Here is a 21816-nt window from a genome sequence, read left to right on the forward strand (position 1 = left end):
CAGCCCCGGGAGGAACCGTGCAACGGGAGTACGGCAGATTTCCGGCGATGCGGCGGCTGGTGAAAGGTGGGGACACCGATGGTGTGCCCCAAGACAACCAGCTCTCCGGCATCTGCTGACGAGAGCTCGTCGGCGCCGCTGCTCCGCAGCGTTTGTGGATCGCGGTCTTCGGCGATCAAGTGGTTCTTCACCGGCTGCCCGGACGATCTCCGTGAAAGTTGTCGAATCCCTCAAGGAGTTGTTCCATGCGTTCGATCATTGCCGGGGCCGTTGTCCTCGCCGGCGTCGCTGCGCTTTCGGCGTGCGCCGGTAGCCCGGCCGCCCCTGTCGCCACGTCCTCCACCGCTGTCGTGCCCGCCGCCCCGGCCGGGACCGAGACCACCGTCCCGGCCGGGACCGAGACCACCGCACCGGCAGGGACCGGAGACGCGGCGCCGGCGACGACCCGGACCGCGACCGCTGCCGGGACCGTGGAGGCCGGCGGCGGTTCCTCCACGTCGGACGTGAGCCAGCTCAGGAAACTGGGCATCGTGCTGGACGAGGGTGTCCTTCTCGACGTCGCCGACGACGGGCTCGACCGATACCTCGCGGTCGGCAGGAACGGCTTCGTCGACTTCACCGGCACGGCCCGGACCGACGCGACGATGATGGTGCTCACCGCCGCACCGGGTGCCGGTAGGAACCGGGTCGTGATCAGGCCGCCGTTCTACAACGAGGATCTCAGGGCCGGCAAGTGCGTCCAGGACACGGCAGGCGCCGCGCTGACGTTGGCGACGTGTGAAGCCGCTGAGCCGGCGCAGATCTGGACGGTGGAGCCGGCCGGCGATTCCGGCCAGTTCGAGCTTCGCGGCAAGTACGGCATTCTCGAGGTCGACGGCGGAAAGATCATTACGGGTGGCGGTGGGTACACCGGAATCCAGACCATTCGCTTCGCGAAGTGAAGTGACGCGAAGTGAAGTGACGTGAAGTGAAGTGAACGAACCACCGCCGGATCAGTCGCGGCCCGGAAGGTCGTCGGGTGACGCGACGGCCTCGGTCCAGAACGCGATGAACATCTGCTCCATCCGTAGTCCGAGCTCCAGCGTCGCCCGCTGTGGTGAGCCGGGCGGCAGCCCTCTCGCGGCGACCAGGTCCTGATAATGCGCAAGCTGCCTCCGGTGGGCCTCCAACTGCTCGGTGGCCAGGCTGACGATCGCGTCGGTGCAGTCGCCGTCGGTGCGTAGGAAGAACAACCGCAGGAGTCCTTCGTCGTGGATCTCGGTGCTCGACGCGGAGGGCGTGTCGAGCCACCGGTCCAGTTCCGTCCGGCCCGCGTCGGTCAGCGACAGCGTTCGTCGCCGCCGGCCTTCGGTCTCACGCTGCTCCGCGATCAGCCCGCGCCGGATCAGCCGGCCGGCCTCGGCGTACAGCTGGGAGCGCGGGAACGCCCAGAAGTGGCCGATGCTCTCGCGGATGCGTTTGTCCAGCTGGTACGGGGTCAGACTGCTCCGCTGGCCGAGAAGGCCGAGCACGACGTAGGCGCTGGGGGGAAGGGGTGATGGCATCGGGGTCCTCTCGGTGGCGGTGCGATCGTCTGAATCTCAATATTCCAGATTGGATGGTCTGAAGCGTACCGTCGGTCGACGTGAACAGATATCTGGAGGGCAACTACGCGCCGCTGGCCGACGAGGTGAGCACGGTGGACCTACCGGTCAGCGGGCGCCTGCCCCGCGATCTGAACGGGCTCTACCTGCGGATCGGCCCCAACCCGCGGACCGAGGTCGACCGCGAGCTGCACCACTGGTTCAGCGGCGCCGGGATGGTCCACGGCGTGCGCCTGCGCGAGGGCCGCGCCGAGTGGTACCGCAGCCGTTTCGTCGCGAGCGAGCGCGGCGCGCCCAACACCAACGTCCTGAGCCACGGCGGCCGCCTGCTCACCCTCATCGAGGGAGGCAAGCCACCGGTGGAGATCAGCCCCGACCTGGCCCACCAGGCGATCTGGGACTGCGACGGCACGCTCAGCCGCGGCTTCACCGCCCACCCGAAGATCGACCCGGCCACCGGTGCGATGCACGCGATGACCTACAACCCGCGGTTCGGGTCGGTGCGTTACGTCGTGCTCGACGCCACCGGCCGGGCCACGCACACCAGCGACATCGAGGTTCCCGACGGCCCGATGGTCCACGACATGGCGCTGACCGCGACCCGGGTGGTGCTGCTCGACCTCCCGGTCACCCTGGCCGCCGCCCAGCGGCGCGGCGCCGCCGGCCTTCCCGTCGCGACCTTTCCCTTCAACTGGGACGACCAGCACACCGCCCGTCTCGGGATCCTGCCTCTCTCCGGGACGGCCGACCAGATCCGCTGGATCGAGGCCCCCCGGTCCTTCGTCTTCCACGTCCTCAACGCCTTCGACAACCCGGACGGGTCGTTGACGATGGATGTCATCCGCTACGACACGATGTTCGTCCGGGACATCAACGGCCCCGGGGACGCCACACCGCGGCTGGTGCGATGGACCGTCAATCCGGCGACGGGGACCGTCAACGAGGAACCGATCAGCGACCACCGTGTCGAGTTTCCGAGGGTCGACCCGGCGCTGACCGGCCGGCCGCACCGGTACGGCTGGTTCGCCGGCTTCAGCCCGGACGGCCTGCTCATCACCGACGACGTCAACCGTGATCCGGCAGCCGGTTTCGGTACCGGGCCTCTGATCAAGATCGACACCACGAGCGGACAGACTGTGGTGTACGACTACGGTCCGGGTCGCGTGACCATGGAGCCCGCGTTCGTGCCGCGACCGGGTGCGATCGCCGAGGACGACGGCTGGATCCTCTCGGTCGTGCACGACGGCACCGTCGACCGGGCCGACCTCGTCGTGCTCGACGCCGCCGCCCTCGACGCCGGGCCGGTCGCCACCGTGCACCTGCCCAGCCGGGTGCCGTTCGGCTTCCACGGCAACTGGGTCGACGACCGCGACATCGACGCTGCTCGGTCGGCGGTCTAGTCGAATTCCACAAGTCCTCCAGTCCTCTTGAATAGCTTGGGGCCTCATCCTGACATCGAAGGAAACGCTGTTGACCTCTCCGGACGCGGTACGCCTCCAGATCATGGGCCCGTTGCGGGTCTGGCGAAACGGCGTCGAGCTCGACGCCGGCCCCCGCCAGCAACGCTGCCTGCTGGCCCTGCTCGCCGCCCAGGAAGGCCGGCCGATAGGCATGACCGACCTGATCGAGCTGATCTGGGGCGGCGACCCGCCGGCCAGCGCGGTCAACGTCATCCACAAGTACGTGGGAGCGCTGCGTCGCGTGCTGGAACCGGAGCTGGCACCCCGGTCCGGCGGATCGTTCATCACCCGCCGGGACAGCCGGTACCGGTTCACGGCCGGGCCGGAATCGCTCGACCTGGTGGCGTTCCGCATGCTCGTGGCCCGTGCCAGGTCGAGCGCGAGCCACGACCGGCCGGCCCAGGCCCTCGACGAGTACCTCGAGGCGCTGCGCCTCTGCGAGGGCCCCTCCGGAGACACCCTCGCCGACAGCGCCGGAGCCACCGCGGTCTTCGCGGGCATCGACGGCGAGTTCCTCGACGCGGCCGTCGCGGCCGGTGCGGTCGCCGTGCAGGCGGGCCGCCCGGCCGAGGTGCTTCCCGCCCTGCGGCTGGCCGCCCGGATCGGGCGCCTGACCGAACCCGTGCACGCCGGCCTGATGCTCACGCTGTCGGCCGGGGGATACCAGGCCGAAGCGCTCGAGACATACCGTGCCATCCGGGAACGCCTGGTCGACGAGCTGGGCATCGACCCCGGCCGGGAACTCCAGGAGGCACACCAGCAGGTGCTGACCCAGGCCCCGGTTCCGGACGCGGCGGTGCTCCCGGCGCCGGACGAGACCTCCGGCCTGGTGCCACTCGTACGTCCGGCCCAGCTGCCGCACGACCAGCCGATGTTCGTGGGCCGTACCGCCGAACTGGCCAAGTTGCACGAGGTCGTCCGGTCGATGCGCGACACCCGCCGGACCAGCCCGATGGTGGTCGCGGTCGACGGCATGGGAGGGGTCGGCAAGTCGACCCTGGTCACCCACTTCGCCCACCGCGTCGCCGCCGAGTTCACCGACGGCCAACTCCACCTCGACCTGCGCGGCTACCAGGGCGAGGACGGCAGCGTGCTGGCGGCCGACGCGCTGCGTACCCTGCTGTACGGTCTCGGCCTGCGCGCCTCCGACGTCCCGGACACCTTCGACGCGCTGGTCGGCACCTACCGCAGCCTCACCGCCGGCAAGAAGATCCTGGTGGTGCTGGACGACGTGCGTGACGCCGCACAGGCCCGCCCCCTGCTCCCGAACTCGGCCGACAGCCTCGTGCTGATCACCAGCCGCCGCCCGCTGACCGGCCTGGCGGTCTCGGACGGGGCGCGCCTCCACCGCGCATACGTTCCGGAACTGCCCGACGCGCGGCGGCTCCTCTCGGCCCGCCTCGAGCACCTGCACGACCCGCGAGCGATCGGACTCGAGCCGGCCGTCATCGACGAGATCATCGAACTGTGCGGGCGGCTGCCGCTCGCCCTGGCGATTCTGGCCGCGCGATTGAGCGTACGTCCGAAATTGTCCCTGGCGACGGTCGCGGCGGAGCTCCGCGACGGCTCTCAGCGGCTGGCCGCCTTCCCGGAGGGACGCGACGGCGCCGGCCCCCGGACCGCCTTCTCCTGGTCCTACCGGCAGCTCAGCCCCGGCGCGGCGCGGTTGTTCCGGTTGTTGTCGATGGCCCTGGCTCCCGGCATCACGATCGAGGCGGCCGCCAGCCTCGGTGGCCAGGGCCTGCACATCACCCGGGCCGAGATCGAAGAGCTGTCGGAAGCTGCCCTGGTGACCGAGGACGAGAGCGGCTGCTTCACCTCGCACGTCCTGGTCCGGGCGTACGCGGAGGAGCTCTTCCGCACCACCGAGACCGTCACCGAACAGCGGGCCGCGGTCACCCGGCTGCTGCAGTACTACCTGCACAGCAGCTTCAACGCCCAGGTGGTGCTGGAACCGAACCGGACGCCGATCGCCCCCGCTCCGGCCGAGCCGGGTGTCGTCCCGGAACGACCGCGGTCCTACCGCGAGGCGATCGACTGGTTCGCCGCCCATCGCGAGGTCCTCAAGGAAGCGGTACGCACGGCCGCCGACCTCGACCACGGCATCGTCCCCTGGCAGCTGGCCATCACCATGCAGCAGTACTTCGAATGGTTCGGCCACTTCCCGGACTGGGAGGACGTCATGCGGTTCGCGTTGCGAGCCGCCCGCGGGAGCGGCGACGTCGTGGGCGAGGCGCACGTGCTGCGCAGCCTGGCCGGCGCCCGATGGTTCCTCAACGCGTACGACGAGTCCCTCGAACTGCTGTCGGCCGCCCTGCAGGTGTACGTCGACCACGGGATGCTGCTCGAACAGGCGTTGACCCACGTGAACTTCCACTCGGTGAACACCGCGCTCGGCGAGCACCGGAAAGCCCTGGAACACGCGGAGATCGCTGTGGGTCTGTCGCAGGCGGCCGGCAGCGACAGGTCGGAGCGATGCCTCGACTGCATGGGCCGATCGTTGACACACCTCGGCGAGTACGAGAAAGCCGACGTCGAGCTCCACAAGGCCCTCGATCTCAACCTCGCTGTCGGCCGCCGGCACGAGGAAGCCATGATCCGGGTCTCGATCGCGCACAACCTGATCAAGTTGGGCCGGACCGAGGACGCGGTGGCCGAGCTGAAGTGGGCGGTCGAGGCGGCCCGCTCGGTCGGTCAGGGCCCCTACCACTTCGAGGCGTTCCGCAGCCTGGCCGAGCTGCTCATCGACACCCACGACCTGGCCGGCGCCCGCGAGGCGTTCGACCAGGCGAGCGCGGTGCTGCAGTCCTTCCAGGGCGGCGGCCCCCGCCACATGCAGGCGAAGCTTCACCACCTGGCGTCCCGGTTGTCCCATTCGACGTCCCGCTGACGGCGGGCCGGGTCTCTCCCTCGGTCAGCGCCGACCGGTTCGGACCGGGCCTGAGACCCGCCGGGTGAACTCCAGCAGGATGTGGACGAAACGCTCCGACTCCTCCAGGTGGGCGAGGTGGCCGCTCTGCTCGAAGGTCACGATCCGCGATCGGGGTATGCCCGCGGCCAATGCGGCGGCCTCCTCGGGGTCGTCATGCGCGCCGGCCAGAACGAGGGTCGGCGCGGTGATATGGGACAGATCGGAGCATTCGGCTACCGGGCTCGTGGAGTACAGGATCAGGCCGGCGACGCCGGCCGGGTCGCAGATCGCATACCTCTGTGCGGCGAATCCGCCCCGCCCGTGCCCGATGACGAAGACCGGCTCATCGCCGAAATGTTCGACGACGGCCCGCAGGCGCTCGACGGGATCGTCGGCACCCGCGGGCTCGACGTAGACCATGGCCAGTTCGCGTTCCGCAAGAGGAATCCGTGCATGTTCCCATCCCGGTTCAGCCTCCCCGGGATACACCACACAGAGCGGGCCGCGGCCGTGAACATGACAGTTGATTGTGCTTCCGTCAACACATAGTGCGATGGTCTTTTTGCGGTTGCTCACCTGCTCATGATGCCGTGAGTCACTTTATTTTCTATTGTTGTCCGTCTGCTGGCGGAAAGCCGGGAACATGACCGTTCAGAGGGAGCGGTCGAGGAAGTCTCGGATCAGGGGGCCGGCTGCGTCGAGCTGGTCCTCCAGGAGGAAGTGGCCGGTGTCGAGCAGGTGCAGCTCGGCGTCGGGCAGGTCCTTGAGGTACGGGTGTGCGCCCTCGGGCGGGAAGATGTAGTCGTTCTGGCCCCAGACGATCAGGGTCGGCGGCCGGTGGGTGCGGAAGAACTCCTGGAACCGCGGGTACAGGCCGACGTTGGTGCCGTAGTCCTTGAACAGGTCGAGCTGGATGTCGTCGTTGCCGGGCCGGGCCAGCTGGGTGATGTCGTGCAGCCAGGCGTCCGGGTCGAGGCGGGTGCGGTCGGCGACGCCGTGGGTGTACTGGAACTCGGTGGTCTCCTCGGACAGGATGGGGCGTACGCCCTCCCGCTTCTCCGGGGTGTCCTCGGCCCAGTAAGCCTTGATCGGGTTCCAGAACTCGAGCAGGCCCTCCTCGTACGCGTTGCCGTTCTGCACGATCATCGCGGTGACCCGTTCCGGCCCCTGGAGCGCCAGCCGGTAGCCGGTGGGGGCGCCGTAGTCGAACGCGTAGAAGGCGTAGCGGTCGACGCCGAGCTGGTCGAGCAGCCCGTGCATGAGGTCGGCGTAGTTGGCGAAGGTGTAGTCGAAATCGGCGCGGTCCGGGCTCGCGGAATGGCCGAAACCGGGGTAGTCCGGGGCGATGACCCGATACTTGTCGGCAAGGAGCGGAATCAGATTGCGGAACTGCCACGAGGATGTCGGAAATCCGTGCAGGAGAAGCACGACGGGACCGTCCGCCGGCCCGGCCTCCCGGTAGAAGATGTCGAGCCCGTTCACCTCGGTGGTCATGAACTTCATGCGTTCCCCCTCGATCGTGTAGCGGTCCAGAGCGACGCTAATCGCTCCTTGTGAATCGGAACTGAATGACGACTGTCGTTGCCGATGTCAGTGGCCGGCCGGGGAATCGGTGCGGGACACGAATACGGCTACGCCACCGATGCGGCGGTGTCGGAGGATGCTGCCGCCGACCACGAGGAGGCCGATCAGGCGGTACTTGCGGAGGATCCGGCGCGCGGCCCACCCGGTGTCCTCGGGAGTGCCGAGGCGGGCGCGACCCTCGACGGCGGGGCCGAGGACCCGCCCGGCCACCGTGCACGGGGCCAGCGTGACCCGGCCGTCGCGACGGATCCGCTTGATCTTGCCGCTGTCGGCGGCGGTCCAGATCGCCAGTTCACCGTCGGGCGCGGGGAGCACCCAGACCGCCGTCGCCACGGCGCGGCCGTCGCGGCGGAAGGTGGTGAGCAGGACGTACCGGGCGGCACCGAGTTCGCTGAAGGAGGTCACCGGCCGAACGTACGGACATCGACTTGACGATGAGTGAAGCGTCTTCGGGTAGGCCGGCGACGGTTCCAGTGCCGGTCAACCGGGTCGACCTACATTTCCACGGATGAACAGCGATCTCAGCCCGGGCACCCACGGTTTCCAGCACCGGGGCACCACTCAGACCTATCACGTGGCGGGCGAGGGGCCCGTGATGATCGCCCATTCCGGTGGGCCCGGCGTCGACCATTCCTATCTGCGTTCCTCCCGGCTGGAGGAGCATTTCACCATGGTGTACGTCGAACCCGTCGGCACGGGCGGATCACGACCGCTGCCGGCCGGAGCCACCTACGTCGACACGTACGTCGACTTCCTGTCCGCGATCGTCGACCGGCTGGGTGTGCCGCGCGTGCACATCCTGGGGCATTCGCATGGTGGGCTCGTCGCCCAGCGGTTCGCCTTCCTGCACCCCGAGCGGGTCGCCGGCCTCGTCCTGTACAGCTCGACGCCGGTCACCGACGCCGCCTTCTGGGCTGCCGCGACGGTGGCGGCTGACGCGTACCCCGGAAGAGGTTCCGGTGGCGCAGAAGCTCGCGCCGCCCGCGATGCCCTCAACGATGAGAGCCCGGTGTTCACCGACGAGGAGAAGACCGCCGCGCTGCGGGCCGGACTGCCGGTCTACTTCGCCGACTTCTGGGGGCGCCGGGAGGAGTTCGAGCCGCTCCGCGGCGCCGTCCGCTCGTGGCGGGTGACCTTCGAGACGACGGCTGTCGACTACCGCGCCGACCTGGCGGCCGTCTCCGCGCCGACCGTGGTGATCTGCGGTCGGCACGACTTCATCTGCGGCCCGGTCTGGGCCGAGGCTCTGCACCGGAGCATCGTCGGGTCGCGGCTGGTGATGCTGGAGGACAGCGGCCACTTCGGACAGGTCGAGGAGCCGGATCGCTTCCTCGACGCGGTCCTGCTGGTGCGCGACTGGGACGGCGCGGTCGCGACGGAGCTGCGGGCCGTCTTCCGGGGAGGCGACGACGCCGCGGTGACCCGGATGGCTCTGGCAGAGATCGAGCGGGCCCGGGCCACCGGTGAGCCGGCCGGACAGGTCGAGGGGATATACGCGATGGCCCGCGTCGCCCTCCGCGCGGGGAACCTGGCTCGGTCCGAGGAACTCGCCTCCTCGGCTCTCCGGATCGCCGAGCGTTCCGGCGTACGCCGGCTGGAGGAGCGTCCCCGGCATGTGCTGGCAGCGGTCGCCCGGCTGTCCGGACGTCACGCGGAGGCCCGGGAGCGATACCTGACCAGCATCGCCCTGAACACCGAGCTCGGTCAGCCGGAGCTGGTGAACGCCGAGTACCACAACCTGTCCTTCATCGAGCTGCGCATGGGGCACCTCGACCGGGCCCGGCAGCTGTTCGCGGAGGGCCGGGAGCGGGTCTTCCGCAACTGCTACCGGGATTTCGTGCCGTATCTCGGCGTGGCCGCCGCGGCGATGGCGACGGCCGACGGCGAGTTCGAGCGGGCCGCCCGGATGGTCGGGTTCTCCGACAGCGCGTACGCCGCCGCCCGGCAGCTTCCCGACCCGGACGACGCCGCCGAGCTCGACGCCGCCCGGGCTGCGGCGCTCACCGCTGTCGGGGAGGCGGAGTTCGCACACGCGTACGCGATGGGTGCGGTCCTGGACCCGGCGGAGGCGTTCCACCTCGAGTGGGGAGCCTGCTGACCGGTCAGAGTGCTTCGGCGAGGAACTTGCGGATCAGCGGCACGCACTCGCCGAGGGCGCTCTCCAACAGGAAGTGCCCGCCTTCGAGCAGATGGATCTCGGCGGCGGGCAGGTCACTGGTGAAGGAGTACGCGCCGCGGGGCCGGAACATCGGATCGCCCTGGCCCCAGACGGCCAGCAGGGGAACCTGCCATTCGCGGAACCAGCGCTGCACCTCCGGGTAGAGCTTCACGTTGGTCGCGTAGTCGCGGAACAGCTGCATGTGGACGAGATCCATGCCCGGGCGGGATAGCAGCGCGTAGTCGTTGCGCCAGGTGCCCGGGTCGACCAGGGTCGGGTCGGTGACACCCGCGAGGTACTGATGGCGGGTGAAGTCGAGGGTGAGAGCCTGTCGCAGGGGCGCCTCGGTCGCCGGTCCCGGCGCGTCCCAGAGGTTCCGATTGAGCTGGAGGAATTCCGGGACGAACCCCTCCTCGTACGCGTTGCCGTTCTGACTGATCACAGCGGTGATCGCCGCGGGTTCGGCGAGAGCCAGCCGCCAGCCGATCGGGGCGCCGTAGTCCTGAACGTAGATCGCGTAGCGGCGTACCCCGAGATGGTCGAGCAGCCGGCGGGTGAGGTCGGCGAGCGCGTCGAAGCTGTAGTCGAACTCGTCCACCGCCGGAGCGTCGGATTCCCCGAAACCGAGCAGGTCGGGCGCGATGACGTGCCAGCGGTCGGCCAGCTCGGGGATCAGGTGCCGGAACATGGACGAGCTGGCCGGGAATCCGTGCAGCAGAACCACCGTGGGCGCGCCGGACGGGCCGGCCTCCCGGTAGAACAGGCGATGCCCCTGGATATCGGCGTAGCGGTGATGAGTGATGACCGTCATGCAGCGAACGGTATTGATGTCGACTTGACGGCTTGTTCACGAGAAGTGGACCTAGGGTCGTACCATCGGCCCGGTGCTGCCGGAACCGACGCTCCGTCTGGAGATCCTCGGCCCGCTGCGGTTGTGGCGGGGCGACGTGGAGCTCGACGCGGGCCCCCGCCAGCAGGCCTACCTCCTGGCCGTGCTGCTGGCCCGGGAGGGGCGCCCCATCACCGCCGATGAGCTGGTCGACCTGATCTGGGGCGAGTCGGCCCCGGCGACCGCGCTCAACGTCGTCCACAAGTACGTCGGCATCCTGCGGCGGCTGCTGGAGCCGGGCCTTCCGGCCCGGGCGAGTGGCTCGTTCCTGCTGCGGCGCGGGGACGCCTACCTCTTCGATGCCGGGTCCGGTCTGGTCGACCTGGCTGCTTTCCGGGATCGGGTCGCGGCGGCGCAGGCCGCTGTCGGGCCGAACCGGCGGGAGGTGGCGCTGGAGAACTACGCCGAGGCGATCGCCCTGTGGAACGGCCCGGCGGGGGACGGACTGACCCACCGGCCGGGCGGAGAGGCACTATTCGCCGACCTGAACCGGGGGTTCGTCGACGCCTGCGTGGCCGCGGCCGGGCTGGCCGTGCCGCTGGGCCGGCCGGAGCGGATCCTGCGGGCCGTGCACCGGGCGGCGGCGATGGCGCCTCTGCACGAGCCGGTGCAGGCGGCCCTGATCGAGGTGCTGGCCGCGGCGGGGGAGCAGGCCGCCGCGCTGGACGCCTACCGTGCCGTGCGGTCCCGGCTCGCCGACGATCTGGGTATCGACCCGGGGCCGGCGTTGCAGGACGCGTTTCGGCGGTTGACGGACGGGCCGGCGGCCGGCCCCTGGGAGCTGGTCGGCCGGTCCGCCGAACTGGCGGCGTTGCGGGCGGCGGAGGGGCCCGTGGTGGTGACCGGCGAACCGGGCTCCGGCAAGACCCGCCTGCTCGAGGAGGCCGCCGCGGAGGCTGCCCGGGCCGGCCGCCGGGTGGTCTGGGGGCGTTGTCTGGACGGTGACGGCACCCCGTCGATGTGGCCGTGGGTCCAGGTGGCCGGGGCCATCGTGCCCGCTCTGCCGGACGAGATCCGTCAGGACCTGCTCGACAGGGGGATCGGCGCACTGGTCGAGCCACGCTCCGGCGCCCTCGCCGGGCCCGACGACGGCACTCGGTTCCGGTTGTTCGAAGAGGTGGTCGCGGTCGTCGCCCAGGCCGCTGCCCGGCGACCGCTCCTGCTCGTCATCGACGATCTCCAGTGGGCCGACGCCGGCTCGATCCAGCTCTTCGGCCACCTGTCGGCTCGGCTGCCGGCCGGCGCCACCCTGATCGGCGCGATGCGCGACCGGGCTCCGGCTCCTGGCGCTGAGCTCTCCCGGATGCTGGCCGTGGCGAGCCGGGCGCCCGGGCATCAACGGATCCAGGTCGGCCCGCTCGACGTGGCCGAGGTGGCCGCGATGGTACGGCTCGAGACGGGCGACAGCCCGGGACCGCAGGCCGCCGCTGTCATCCACGCGCGGACCGGCGGCAACCCGTTCTTCGTACGGGAGCTGTCCCGCCTGACCGCCGGCGGGGCCGATCCGGTGGACGTGCCGTCGACGGTGCGGGACGTCGTCCTCGACCGGATCGCCGCTCTGGACGACGGCGCCCGGAACCTGCTCGAGACGGCCGCGTTCGTGGGCCGCGACGTCAACCTCGGTGTGCTGGCCGCCGCCGCGGGCATGGACGTCCAGACCTGTCTCGACCACCTGGCGCCGCTGGCGGAGCTGGGCCTGGTGGAACCGGTCGACGGCGACCCGTACTCGTACCGTTTCACCCACGACCTCGTCCGGGAGGCGGTGGGCGAGAGCGTCTCGCCCCGGCGAGTGCCCGGTCTTCATCTCCGCATCGCGGACGCCCTCGACCGTGACCCGGCGGGCGGACCCGTCGTCGAGCGCCTGGCCTATCACCTGTGGGCGGCCGGTCCGCTCGCCGATCCGCGGCGCACTGCGGAGGCGCTGGCGGCCGCCGGTCGCCGGGCGGCCGACAAATCGGCGTTCGAGACGGCCGAACGGCATCTGCGGTCGGCGGTCCACACCGCCCGGACGGCGCGCCTGTACGAGCAGGAGTTGTCCGCGCTGTCGGCCCTCATCGTGATCGTCGGACGGCGCGCCGGGTACGGCGGATCGACCGCCGAGCTGCTGGAACGCGCTGCCGAACTCGCCGACGACCTCGGGCGGGACGCGCAGGCCGCCGATCTGCTGGCCGCCAGGACGATCGGCGCCACCCACACCCTGCAGGCCGTCCGGAGCCGGCTGGCCCGACGGCTTCACGACCGGGGCGCCCGCTCCGCCGATCCGGTCGTCCGTGCGTACGGCCTTCAGGTCTGGGGACAGCATCAGCTCTACGACGTGGGCGACGTGGGGGAGGCGCTGCGGTGCCTGAGTGAAGGGAACACCGCTTCCTCGACCACGGGCGACCCGCTGCGGTACGACCTGGCGTACTTCTGGTCGGTGACCGAGGCGATGGCGCTCGCGCTCCACGGCGCTGTCGACGACGCCCGGCAGCGCTTCGAGGACCTGATGAGGGCCGCCGGCGAGGACCTGTATCAGCAGTCGATCTGCGCGCACTTCGCCGGCATGTCGGCCGCGGCCGCCGGCGACGCGGCCTGGGCTCTGCGGGTGACCGGACGGTGGATCGACCCGGACCCCGGGCGCACCTTTGTCGCGGTGCATTACACCAGGCTGGAGTGGTTGTGGGCGCGGGCCCTGCTCGGTGACGACCCGGCCGGCGCCGCCGAGGATGCCGAGAAGATCCTGGTGACGGTGCTGAGCGATCCGCCGCAGTGGGGGGCCGCCTTCTTCTACGGGCTGTACGCCGAGATGTCGCTGGCGGCGGGCCGGATCGATCAGGCGGGCGCCGCGCTCGACCGGGCCGGCGAGTTCTTCGAGAGCCACGGCCCGCGTCACGCCGAGGGGTTGTTGCTCCTGCTCCGCGCGCGGCTGCTGCGGGCCCGCGGGGAGGCGGTCGCCGTGGTGCGGGCCGCGGCCCGTACGGCCCGCGACGTGTCCGCCGGTCAGCGGGCACACCTGTTCGTCCGGCGGGCCGAGGACCTGCTGGTTTCACTGAGCTGACGCGCTCGAGCAGGATGCCCGTCGATACATTGGGAATCCAGTGGCCGTCCACAGCGAATCGGCAGGCTGAACCCCACTTGTCCGTGGCCCGGGGGTGTGCTCGTGATCGCATCGGTCGGCCTGCGTCTTCAGATTCTCGGTCCGCTGCGGATCTGGCGTGACGGCATCGAACGGGATCCCGGTCCGCGCCGGCAGGCGTACCTGCTGGCCCTGCTGCTCGCCCGAGCGGGCCGCCCCGTCGCGACCAGCGAGCTGATCAGCCTGATCTGGGGCGAGGAGCCCCCGACCGGCGCGCTGAACGTCGTCCAGAAGTACGTCGGTGGCCTGCGCAGGCTGCTCGAGCCCGGCGTCGAGGCCCGGCGGCCGGGCTCGTACGTGCAGCGCCGAGGGACCGGCTATCAGTTCGTGGCCGATCGTGAGGTGCTGGACGTCCTGGCATTCCGGCACCTTGCCGATACGGCCTCCACCGCGTCGGCCGAGCGGCGCCCGGACGACGCCCTCACGCATCACCTGGCCGCGCTGGGCCTCTGGCGCGGGCCGGCCGGTGAGGGACTCCTGCACGCACCGGCCGCGATACCGACGTTCGCCGCGCTCGATCGGGAGTTCTTCGCGACGGCGGTGTCCGCGGCCGAACTCGCGATCACGGTCGGCCAGCCGCACCGGGTCCTCCCGTTCGTGCAGCGGGCGGCCACGATGGCGCCGCTGCACGAACCGGTCCAGGCGGCCCTCATCACCACCCTCGCCGTAGCCGGGCGTCAAGCGGAGGCGCTCGCGGTGTTCCAGCGGGTGCGGGCCCGGCTGGCGGACGACCTCGGCATCGACCCCGGCCCGGCCCTCGAGTCCGCCCTCCAGCAGGCCCTGAGCCGGACGGTGTACCTCGCCGCGCCGCCGGTGACCGTCGCGGCGCAGGCCCCCGCGGCCGTGCCGCCGGCTGATCCACGCGTCGAGGGAGATCTGGTCGGCCGGGACGCGGAGGCCGGAACCTTGCGGCGGACGATCGGGTCGGCCCTGGCCGGTGGCAGCGCCTTCGCGCTGGTCGAGGGGGAACCGGGGGCGGGCAAGACCCGGCTGCTGGAGGAGGCGGCCCGCGACGGTGAGCGGCGCGGCGCCCGGGTGGTCTGGGGCCATTGCCTCGCCGGCGACGGAACGCCGTCGATGTGGCCGTGGGTGCAGGCGGTCGGCGCCGTCATCGAGGGCCTGTCCGGCGCCGACCGCGAGAAGTGGCTCGCCGGGGAGCTGGGCGGTCTCGTCCAGAGCCGGGACGACGCTCTCGGCGGCCCGATGATTCCGGAGAACGACACCCGGTTCCGCCTGTACGAACAGGTGGTGGCCGTCCTCGGCGAGGTCTCGGCCGGGCAGCCCCTGGTCCTGCTCGTCGATGATCTGCACTGGGCCGACCTGGGCTCGCTCCGGCTGTTCGCGCACCTGGTCATCCGGCTTCCCCGGAACGTCGCGGTGATCGGCGCGTTCCGCTCGGTCGCCCCGGTGCCGGGCTCCGCGCTGACCCGGGTCCTCGCCGCGGCGAGCCGGACACCCGGCCACCGGCGGATCCGGCTCGGGCCGCTGGGACCCGAAGGCGTGGCCGAGCTGGTCCGCCGGGAGACCGGGCAGGCTCCCGGCCGCGACGCCACGCGCATCATCCACACGCGTACGGCCGGCAACCCGTTCTTCGTCCTGGAGCTCTCCCGGTTGCTCGCCGAGCAGGGCGTGCTCACCGGGGACACGGTGGCCCGGGCCGGCGTGCCGGCCACCGTGCGGGACGTGGTCCACGATCGGATGGCCGGCCTGGACGACCACGCCCGTGGACTGCTCCGGATCGCCGCCATCGTCGGCCGCGACGTCGAGCTGAGCCTGCTCGCCCGGGCGGCCGGCGTGGACGTACAGACGTGCCTGAACCGCCTGGAACCGGTGGAGGCGCTCGGCCTGCTGGGCCCGGCGCCCGGCAATCCGCTCGCGCTCCGGTTCGCCCACGACCTGGTCCGGGAATCGGTGGCCGGATCCATCCCCCGGCCGGCGGCGCCCGAGCTTCACCTGCGGGTGGCGAACGCGCTGGAGCAGGGCGTTCCGGGCGACGACTCGATCGCCGAGCGCCTCGCCCACCACCTGTGTGAGGCCGGTCCGCTGGCCGGCCCGGGCCGGACCGCGATCTCGCTCATCCGGGCCGGCCGCCGGGCGGCCGCCAAATCGGCGGTCCACGCGGCCGAGCGGCATCTGCGGAAGGCAGCCCGGCTCACCCGTGCCGCCGGCCTGCCCGAACTGGAGCTCTCCGCGCTGGCCCTGACCGCGGCGGTCGGCATGCAGTCCCGGTACGGCGCCGCGACGCTCGACGTGCTGGAACGGGCCGAACACCTGGTCCGCGATCTCGGGCGGGAGGCGGAGGCGACCGGATTCCTGTTCTCGCGGTGGCTGGTGCACGCCACGCTGATCGAACTCGACCGCAGCGGCCCGGTGGCGCGTCGACTGCTCGAACAGGGCCGGCGATCCGAGGACCCCACCGCGCGGGCGTACGGCCTGCGGGCCTGGGGGCTGCATCAGTGGCACATCGGCAACATCGGCGAGTCGTTCCGCTACCTCACCCGATCCCACCAGCTTCGGCCGGCCGGCCGGGAGGAGGACCCGGTCCGGTACGACGTCGAGCTGCTGATGGACGGGATGCTGGCCGAGACGACCGCGCTGCACGGCCGGCTCACCGAGGCCCGGGCACTGTTCGACCGGGCGGAGGCCGCCGCCGACGACCCGTACGCGATCACGGTGTGGGCGTCGCTGGCGGCCCGCACCGCGGCGATCGCCGGCGACCCGGTGTGGGCGCTGCACGCCGCCGACCAGGGCATCGCCGCCGACCCCGGATTCACGTACGTCTTCCTCGGCACCTATCAGCGCCTGGCCCGTTGCTGGGCACTCGCCGTCACCGGCAGAGACCCCCGGGGTGCGGCCGCCGAGGCGCGCCGGCTCATCGACGCGAACCTCCTCGATCCGATCCGGACCTGCGTCTCCACCTGGCACGGGCTGCTCGGCGAGATGCTGATGGCGGCCGGGGACCTGGACGCCGCCGCCGAAGCCCTCGACCGGGCCGATCAATTCCTCGACACCCACGGGCAGCGGTACGCGGAAGGCCTGATCCTGCTGCTCAGAGCTCGCCTGTCGCACGCCCGCGGCGCACCCGCCGACGTGGTCCGGGCCGCCGCGGAGCGGGCCCGGGCCCTGGCCGTGGAGCGCGAGGCGCACCTGTTCGCGACCCGGGCCGACGAGTTCCTGGCGGCTCTACAGGTATCCCTCGCGCAGGGCGTGCGCGACGGCGTGGGTCCGGTTTCGCAGCCGGAACCGGACGGTCACACCGTGTAGAACCTTTTTGACGGTACGTTCGGAGACGGCCAGCCGCTCCGCGATGTCCCGGGTCTCCAGGCCGTCGGCGAGCAGGCGAAGGACGGCCAGTTCGCGTTCGGTCGGCGGACGGGCGGCGTCGCGGACCGCGGCCGGCTGCCGGCGCAGTCGCGTCACGACGTCCACGAGCCGCCCGACGGCCTCGCGCGGCAGATCCCGTTCGTCGCGGGCCGCCGCACCGACCGCGTCGAGCAGGCGCTCGCCGGTGATCTCGTGGCGGAAGAGGATGGCGGAGACCCCGGCGTCGAGGGCCTGCAGCAGCTGGTGTTCGGTGAGGTGGGCGACGACCAGGACAAGCCGCTGGGAGCGGGCCAGGTCACGCAGGTGGTTCAGCACCGGCCGGTGCATCCGGTCGGTGAAGAGGACCGCGACCCCGGCCGGGTCGTCGCCCGGGCCGGGATCGCGTACCTCGATCCGCGCACTGCATCGCAGCAGGTGGGTGAGTCCGGCGTTGATCAGCGGGTCGGCGTCGTGCACGAAGACCGTGACCGGCGTTCCGGATGCTGGCACCGATCTACTCCTGACTGTCTCCGATTGCGGCGGTCGCAGGATAGGGATCGGGCACTGAAGGCTGACTTCCGCGGGACTGAAAGCCGGGCCGTGCTATTGGAGGTGGTCGTCCAGCCACAGCGCGACCCGGTCGGCGACGTCCTCCCCGCCGTGGTCGAACGGGGCGGAATGGCCCCGGCCCTCCAAGGTGATCAGGTCGGAGACAGCCGGTGACCGCTGGTAGAGCCGGTGAGCGCCGTGCGTCACCACGGCGGGGACGGTGTGGTCGTGTTCGGCCGCGAGGAACAACAACGGCGCCCGGTGGCCGGTGCGGGTGTCCACCGCGGCCGGCGAGCGGCGGCGGAGGTCGGCGGTCGCCACCTCGAAGATCGGCCGGCCCGGACCGGGGATCGCGTACCGCTCGTACAGGTCGTCGGATTCGGCCTCCGGCAGGGCGTTGCCGAACCCGTACCGGAACTGCTCCCGGGTCAACGTGACGGTTCGCCGGGCGTTGCCGGGGTTGCGCAGCACCGGGAAGGAGGAGCGCAGCTGGGCCGGGGGCAGCGCCCGGACCCCCTTGATCGGAGCGGGGCTGATGACCACGGCGGCCGCCAGTCTCGTTGTGACGTTCAGTTTCTGCACGACGGCTCCGCCCACCGAGTGGCCGACGACCACCGGCGGACGGTCCAACCCGGCGATGACGTTCCGATAGTGGTCGGCGATCGCATCCAGCCCGTTCCCCGCCAGCGCCTCGGGGCGCGCCCGGGTGTCGGCGACGGTGTCCCGGTCGCCCGGCCAGCCGGGGGCGATCGGCTGGTAGCCGGCGGACCGGAACCTCGCGGTCCACGACGACCACGAGGACGCATGGATCCACAGTCCATGGATGAAAACGACGGGTGTTCCCGGAACGGCCATGTCACTCCACCAGAGCGCGTACGAGCAGGGGCGCCGAGCGGCGCGATCCCATCGAACACCGGCCCACCGGATATCCACTGACGAGCAGGGCACCGATCGTCAACAACTGTTCGACGCCCCTGCCCGATGAGGCATCGGGAGCATGACACTCGTCGCGTCATATCGACGGATATCCGAACCCACCCGGTAGACTTCGGCCGTCCTACCGGCGCCGGATGCCCGATCGGGCAACGGGGCGATGTTGGGTGGGGTGCCGATGGCGGGCGGGGCCGGCTCGGCACGCATGCAGATCCTGGGGCCGTTGCGCATCGAGCGCGGTGGCGTGGACGTCGCTCCGGGCCCCCGCCAGCAGGCTCTTCTGCTCGCGGTGCTGCTCGCCCGTACCGGACAGCCGGTCAGCGTCAGTGAGCTGATCGACCTGATCTGGGAGGACCGCGTCCCGCCGAGCGCCGTGAACGTCATCCAGAAGCACGTCGGTGCCCTGCGGCGGCTCCTCGAACCGGACCTCGCGTATCGGGACAGTGGGTCCTACCTCCGGCTCCACGGCAACGGGTACCTCTTGGCCGCCGATCGTGAGGTCGTGGACCTCGTCGCGTTCCGCGCGCTGGTCGAGGAGGCATCGGCCGGATTGGACCGGGAGCGGGCTCTCGACCGGTACGACGAGGGACTGCGGCTCTGGCGTGGCCCCGCCGGTGACACGCTCGGCAGCGGCGCCACCGCGCGGCGGGTGTTCGCCGAACTCGACGAGGAGTTCCTCACCGCCTGCCTGGCCGCCACCACCCTCGCCTCGTCGCTCGGGCAGCCGCAGCGCATGCTCCCGCACCTGCGCCTGGCCGCCTCGATGGCCCCGATGCACGAACCCGTTCAGGCGGCTTTCGCCTCCGCCCTGGCCGCGTCCGGTCAGCGGGCCGAGGCACAGGCGTTGCTCACGTCGGTCCGGGACCGGTTGGCCGAGCAGCTCGGCATCGATCCGGGGCCCGCGCTGCGAGCCGTGGAGCGGCTCGTCGGTGACGGTGCCCCGGCGCCGGCGGCCGTCACCACGCCGGCGGGGCGGGCGCGGCGTCCCGGTGCCCTGGTGGGCCGCCATGAGGAGCTGACGGCGCTGCGTCAGGGGGTCGAGCGGGTCCTCGCCGGCGGCACCGGGCTGGCCGTGGTGGAGGGCGAACCCGGCGTCGGCAAGACCAGGCTGATCGAGGAGGCCTCCGCGGAGGCGGAGCGGGGCGGCGCCCGTGTCGTCTGGGGCCGGTGCCTGGAGGGGGACGGAACACCGGCGATGTGGCCGTGGGTCCAGGTGGTCGTCGCGCTTCTGGACGACATGCCCGCCGCCGCACGTCCGGAGTGGAAAGCCGGGGAGCTGGGCCGGCTCGTCGTCCCGCGGGACATCTCGCCGGGGGCGCCCCTGCAGCCGGACAGCGGACTGCAGCTCCGCCTGTTCGAACAGGCGACGGAGCTCGTCGCGGTCGCGGCGTCGCGGCGGCCGGTGGTGGTGGTGATCGACGATCTGCAGTGGGCCGACCTCGCCTCTCTGGACCTGTTCGGCCACCTCGGCGCCCGCCTGCCGGCCGGCGCCGCCCTGATCGGAGCGTTCCGCACGCACGCCCCGACACCGGGATCGGAGCTCACCCGGATAGTGGACGGGGTCAGCCGGACGACCGGCCACCGACGTGTCCGCCTCGGCCCCCTGGCCCCGAAGGACGTCACCGAACTCGTGAGCCGGGTGACCGGACGGACGCCGGTGGCCGGCGTCTCCCGTGACATTCATGCCCGTACCGGCGGCAACCCGTTCTTCGTCCGGGAGCTGTCGCGGCTGCTGGCGGCCGACGGCGGGGAACTCGTCGCGGAGGACGGGTTCCGCGCCGCAGTGCCCGCGACCGTCCGCGATGTCGTCCAGGACAGGATGGCCGGTCTCGACGACACCGCGCTGGGGCTGCTGAGAATCGCCGCCCTGATCGGGCGCGAGGTCGACGTCGAACTGCTCGCGCGGGTCGCCGGGCTGGAAGTCCCGGAGTGCCGGCGACACCTCGAACCGGTGGAGGAGCTCGGGCTGATCGGCCCGGCCCCGGGCAACCCGCTCGCCGTGTGGTTCACCCACGATCTGGTACGCGAATCAGTCGCCCGGACCACGCCACCGCGCAGCGTTCCCCGGCTGCATCTGCGGGTGGCCGACGCGATCGAGGACGCCGAGCCGGGCGGTGAGCCGATCGCCGAGCGGCTCGCCCATCACCTGTGGTCGGCCGGCCCGTTGGCGGAACCGTCCCGGACCGCCACCGCACTGCTGCACGCCGGCCGGCGCGCGGCGGCCAAGTCCGCCTTCGACGTCGCCGAGCGGCACCTCCGGCTGGCAGCCCGGGTAGCGCGCGGGTCCGGCCTGGCGGAGATCGAACTCGCCACCCTGTCACAGCTCACCATGGTTCTCGGGATGCAGAAGGGATACGTCGGCGCCCCGCCCGACATCCTGGAGCGCTCCGAGGACCTGGCGCGTGGCCTCGGCCGGGAACTGGAGGCGACGAGCCTGCTGTTCACCCGCTGGACCGGATACTCCCAGGGCATGCAGATCGAGGCCAGCGGGCGGCTGGCCCGCCGGCTGCGGGAGGGCGGCGAGGTGTCGGCCGATCCGATGGTACGTATCTACGGCTGGCTCGCCTGGGCGGTGCACCAGTGGGAGATCGGTGCGATCGGCGAGTCCCTCCGCCACCTGCGGAGGGTCGACCGTGCGGTGGCGGCGGGCGCCGTCCGGGCGGAGGCCGCTCCGCTGCTGCGCGACCAGAAGCTGCTGGCAGCCGGGATGCTCGGGCTGATGGCCACCCTGCACGACGACGTCCCGGACGCCCGGGCTCGATTCGCGCGGATGCGGGCCGACGCCGGGGACGATCCGTACGCGGTCACCTTCTGGGCCACCTTCGTCGCGCTGTCGGGGGCGGTGGCCGGTGACCCGGAATGGGCGTTGACCGCCGCGGAGGACGGCATCGCCGTGGACCCCGAGCTCGCCTTCGAGTATCTGGGCACCACCCAGAGGCTGGCCTGGTGGTGGGGGACCGGCATGCTCGGCCGGGACCCGGACCGGGCCGCGGCCGAGATCGAGCGGATCATCGAGGCCCACCTTCTCGAACCCCCACGCTCCTCCGTCGCCGCCTGGTACGCGGCGCTCGCCGAACTGCACCTGACGATCGATGCTCTCGACCAGGCAGGGGCCGCCCTGGACCGGGCCGAGCAGGCCCTCGAACGGTACGGGCAGCGCTACGCCGAAGGCCTGATCCTGGCGCTGCGGGCACGACTGGCCCGCGACCGAGGCGCACCGGCCGACGTCGTCGAGGCCGCCGCCGACCGGGTGAAAGCGCTCGCCGCCGAGGGTGAGGGTCTGCTGTTCCTGCGCCGCGTCACCGATCTCCTGCGATCCGGCGAGGGATGA

14 protein-coding genes are annotated in these 21816 nt (G+C 71.7%); 7 read left to right on the plus strand and 7 right to left on the minus strand.

Going from position 1 to position 21816, the window contains the following annotated elements:
- Positions 1-245 precede the first annotated feature (245 nt).
- Complete coding sequence (locus WH85_RS01060) at positions 246-941, plus strand: hypothetical protein (protein WP_157410664.1); 696 nt, start codon at positions 246-248, stop codon at positions 939-941.
- Between the two features lie 51 nt (positions 942-992).
- Here the strand turns inward: WH85_RS01060 and WH85_RS01065 are convergent, their stop codons facing one another.
- Positions 993-1544 (minus strand): PadR family transcriptional regulator, encoded by a 552-nt coding sequence (locus WH85_RS01065; protein ID WP_045739667.1) that lies wholly within the window; start codon positions 1542-1544, stop codon positions 993-995.
- Positions 1545-1624: 80 nt separating this feature from the next.
- On the opposite strand from WH85_RS01065, the gene WH85_RS01070 reads away from it, so the two are divergent.
- A complete protein-coding gene (locus WH85_RS01070; protein ID WP_045739668.1) occupies positions 1625-2983 on the plus strand; it encodes a carotenoid oxygenase family protein in 1359 nt (452 codons plus the stop codon).
- A gap of 70 nt (positions 2984-3053) precedes the next feature.
- Positions 3054-5933, plus strand: coding sequence for an AfsR/SARP family transcriptional regulator (locus tag WH85_RS01075; protein ID WP_281179026.1), 2880 nt, complete (start codon positions 3054-3056; stop codon positions 5931-5933).
- A gap of 24 nt (positions 5934-5957) precedes the next feature.
- On the opposite strand, the gene WH85_RS46565 is transcribed toward WH85_RS01075, so the two are convergent.
- From WH85_RS46565 to WH85_RS01090, 3 genes are all read right to left on the minus strand, one after another.
- The gene (locus WH85_RS46565) at positions 5958-6530 is read right to left on the minus strand and encodes an alpha/beta fold hydrolase (protein ID WP_157410665.1); all 573 of its coding nucleotides are present in this window, start codon (positions 6528-6530) and stop codon (positions 5958-5960) included.
- Positions 6531-6605: 75 nt separating this feature from the next.
- Positions 6606-7457, minus strand: a complete 852-nt coding sequence (locus WH85_RS01085; RefSeq protein ID WP_045739670.1) for an alpha/beta fold hydrolase — start codon at positions 7455-7457, stop codon at positions 6606-6608.
- Between the two features lie 87 nt (positions 7458-7544).
- Positions 7545-7943: a PPOX class F420-dependent oxidoreductase gene (locus WH85_RS01090; protein WP_045739671.1), complete on the minus strand. Its 399-nt coding sequence runs from the start codon at positions 7941-7943 to the stop codon at positions 7545-7547.
- Positions 7944-8046: 103 nt separating this feature from the next.
- Here WH85_RS01090 and WH85_RS52675 point away from each other — a divergent pair, with 103 nt between their 5' ends.
- Entirely contained in the window at positions 8047-9636 is a 1590-nt protein-coding gene (locus tag WH85_RS52675; protein ID WP_045739672.1) for an alpha/beta fold hydrolase, read from the plus strand.
- A 4-nt stretch (positions 9637-9640) separates the two neighbouring features.
- On the opposite strand, the gene WH85_RS01100 is transcribed toward WH85_RS52675, so the two are convergent.
- Complete coding sequence (locus tag WH85_RS01100; RefSeq protein ID WP_045739673.1) at positions 9641-10507, minus strand: alpha/beta fold hydrolase; 867 nt, start codon at positions 10505-10507, stop codon at positions 9641-9643.
- 73 nt (positions 10508-10580) lie between these two features.
- Between WH85_RS01100 and WH85_RS01105 the strand changes: the two genes are divergently transcribed.
- Together WH85_RS01105 and WH85_RS01110 are read left to right on the plus strand one after the other, a co-directional pair.
- Positions 10581-13622: an ATP-binding protein gene (locus tag WH85_RS01105; RefSeq protein ID WP_245673764.1), complete on the plus strand. Its 3042-nt coding sequence runs from the start codon at positions 10581-10583 to the stop codon at positions 13620-13622.
- A gap of 102 nt (positions 13623-13724) precedes the next feature.
- Positions 13725-16964, plus strand: a complete 3240-nt coding sequence (locus WH85_RS01110; RefSeq protein ID WP_245673765.1) for a BTAD domain-containing putative transcriptional regulator — start codon at positions 13725-13727, stop codon at positions 16962-16964.
- Here the strand turns inward: WH85_RS01110 and WH85_RS01115 are convergent.
- Both WH85_RS01115 and WH85_RS01120 read right to left on the minus strand, forming a co-directional pair.
- The gene (locus WH85_RS01115) at positions 16884-17513 is read right to left on the minus strand and encodes a response regulator transcription factor (RefSeq protein ID WP_045739674.1); all 630 of its coding nucleotides are present in this window, start codon (positions 17511-17513) and stop codon (positions 16884-16886) included. The two genes, WH85_RS01110 and WH85_RS01115, sit on opposite strands and share 81 nt — an antisense overlap.
- Before the next feature lie 93 nt (positions 17514-17606).
- Positions 17607-18407, minus strand: a complete 801-nt coding sequence (locus tag WH85_RS01120) for an alpha/beta hydrolase (RefSeq protein ID WP_045739675.1) — start codon at positions 18405-18407, stop codon at positions 17607-17609.
- A gap of 256 nt (positions 18408-18663) precedes the next feature.
- Between WH85_RS01120 and WH85_RS01125 the strand changes: the two genes are divergently transcribed.
- Positions 18664-21816, plus strand: coding sequence for an ATP-binding protein (locus WH85_RS01125; RefSeq protein WP_045739676.1), 3153 nt, complete (start codon positions 18664-18666; stop codon positions 21814-21816).

The organism is Actinoplanes rectilineatus, from assembly GCF_000962825.1.
Taxonomy (GTDB): domain Bacteria; phylum Actinomycetota; class Actinomycetes; order Mycobacteriales; family Micromonosporaceae; genus Actinoplanes; species Actinoplanes rectilineatus.

Coding starts and splice junctions, on each gene's coding strand:
- WH85_RS01060 (WP_157410664.1), top strand. CDS start 246: ATGCGTTCGATCATTGCCGGGGCCGTTGTCCTCGCCGGCGTCGCTGCG.
- WH85_RS01065 (WP_045739667.1), bottom strand. CDS start 1,544: ATGCCATCACCCCTTCCCCCCAGCGCCTACGTCGTGCTCGGCCTTCTC.
- WH85_RS01085 (WP_045739670.1), bottom strand. CDS start 7,457: ATGAAGTTCATGACCACCGAGGTGAACGGGCTCGACATCTTCTACCGG.
- WH85_RS52675 (WP_045739672.1), top strand. CDS start 8,047: ATGAACAGCGATCTCAGCCCGGGCACCCACGGTTTCCAGCACCGGGGC.
- WH85_RS01100 (WP_045739673.1), bottom strand. CDS start 10,507: ATGACGGTCATCACTCATCACCGCTACGCCGATATCCAGGGGCATCGC.
- WH85_RS01120 (WP_045739675.1), bottom strand. CDS start 18,407: ATGGCCGTTCCGGGAACACCCGTCGTTTTCATCCATGGACTGTGGATC.
- WH85_RS01125 (WP_045739676.1), top strand. CDS start 18,664: ATGGCGGGCGGGGCCGGCTCGGCACGCATGCAGATCCTGGGGCCGTTG.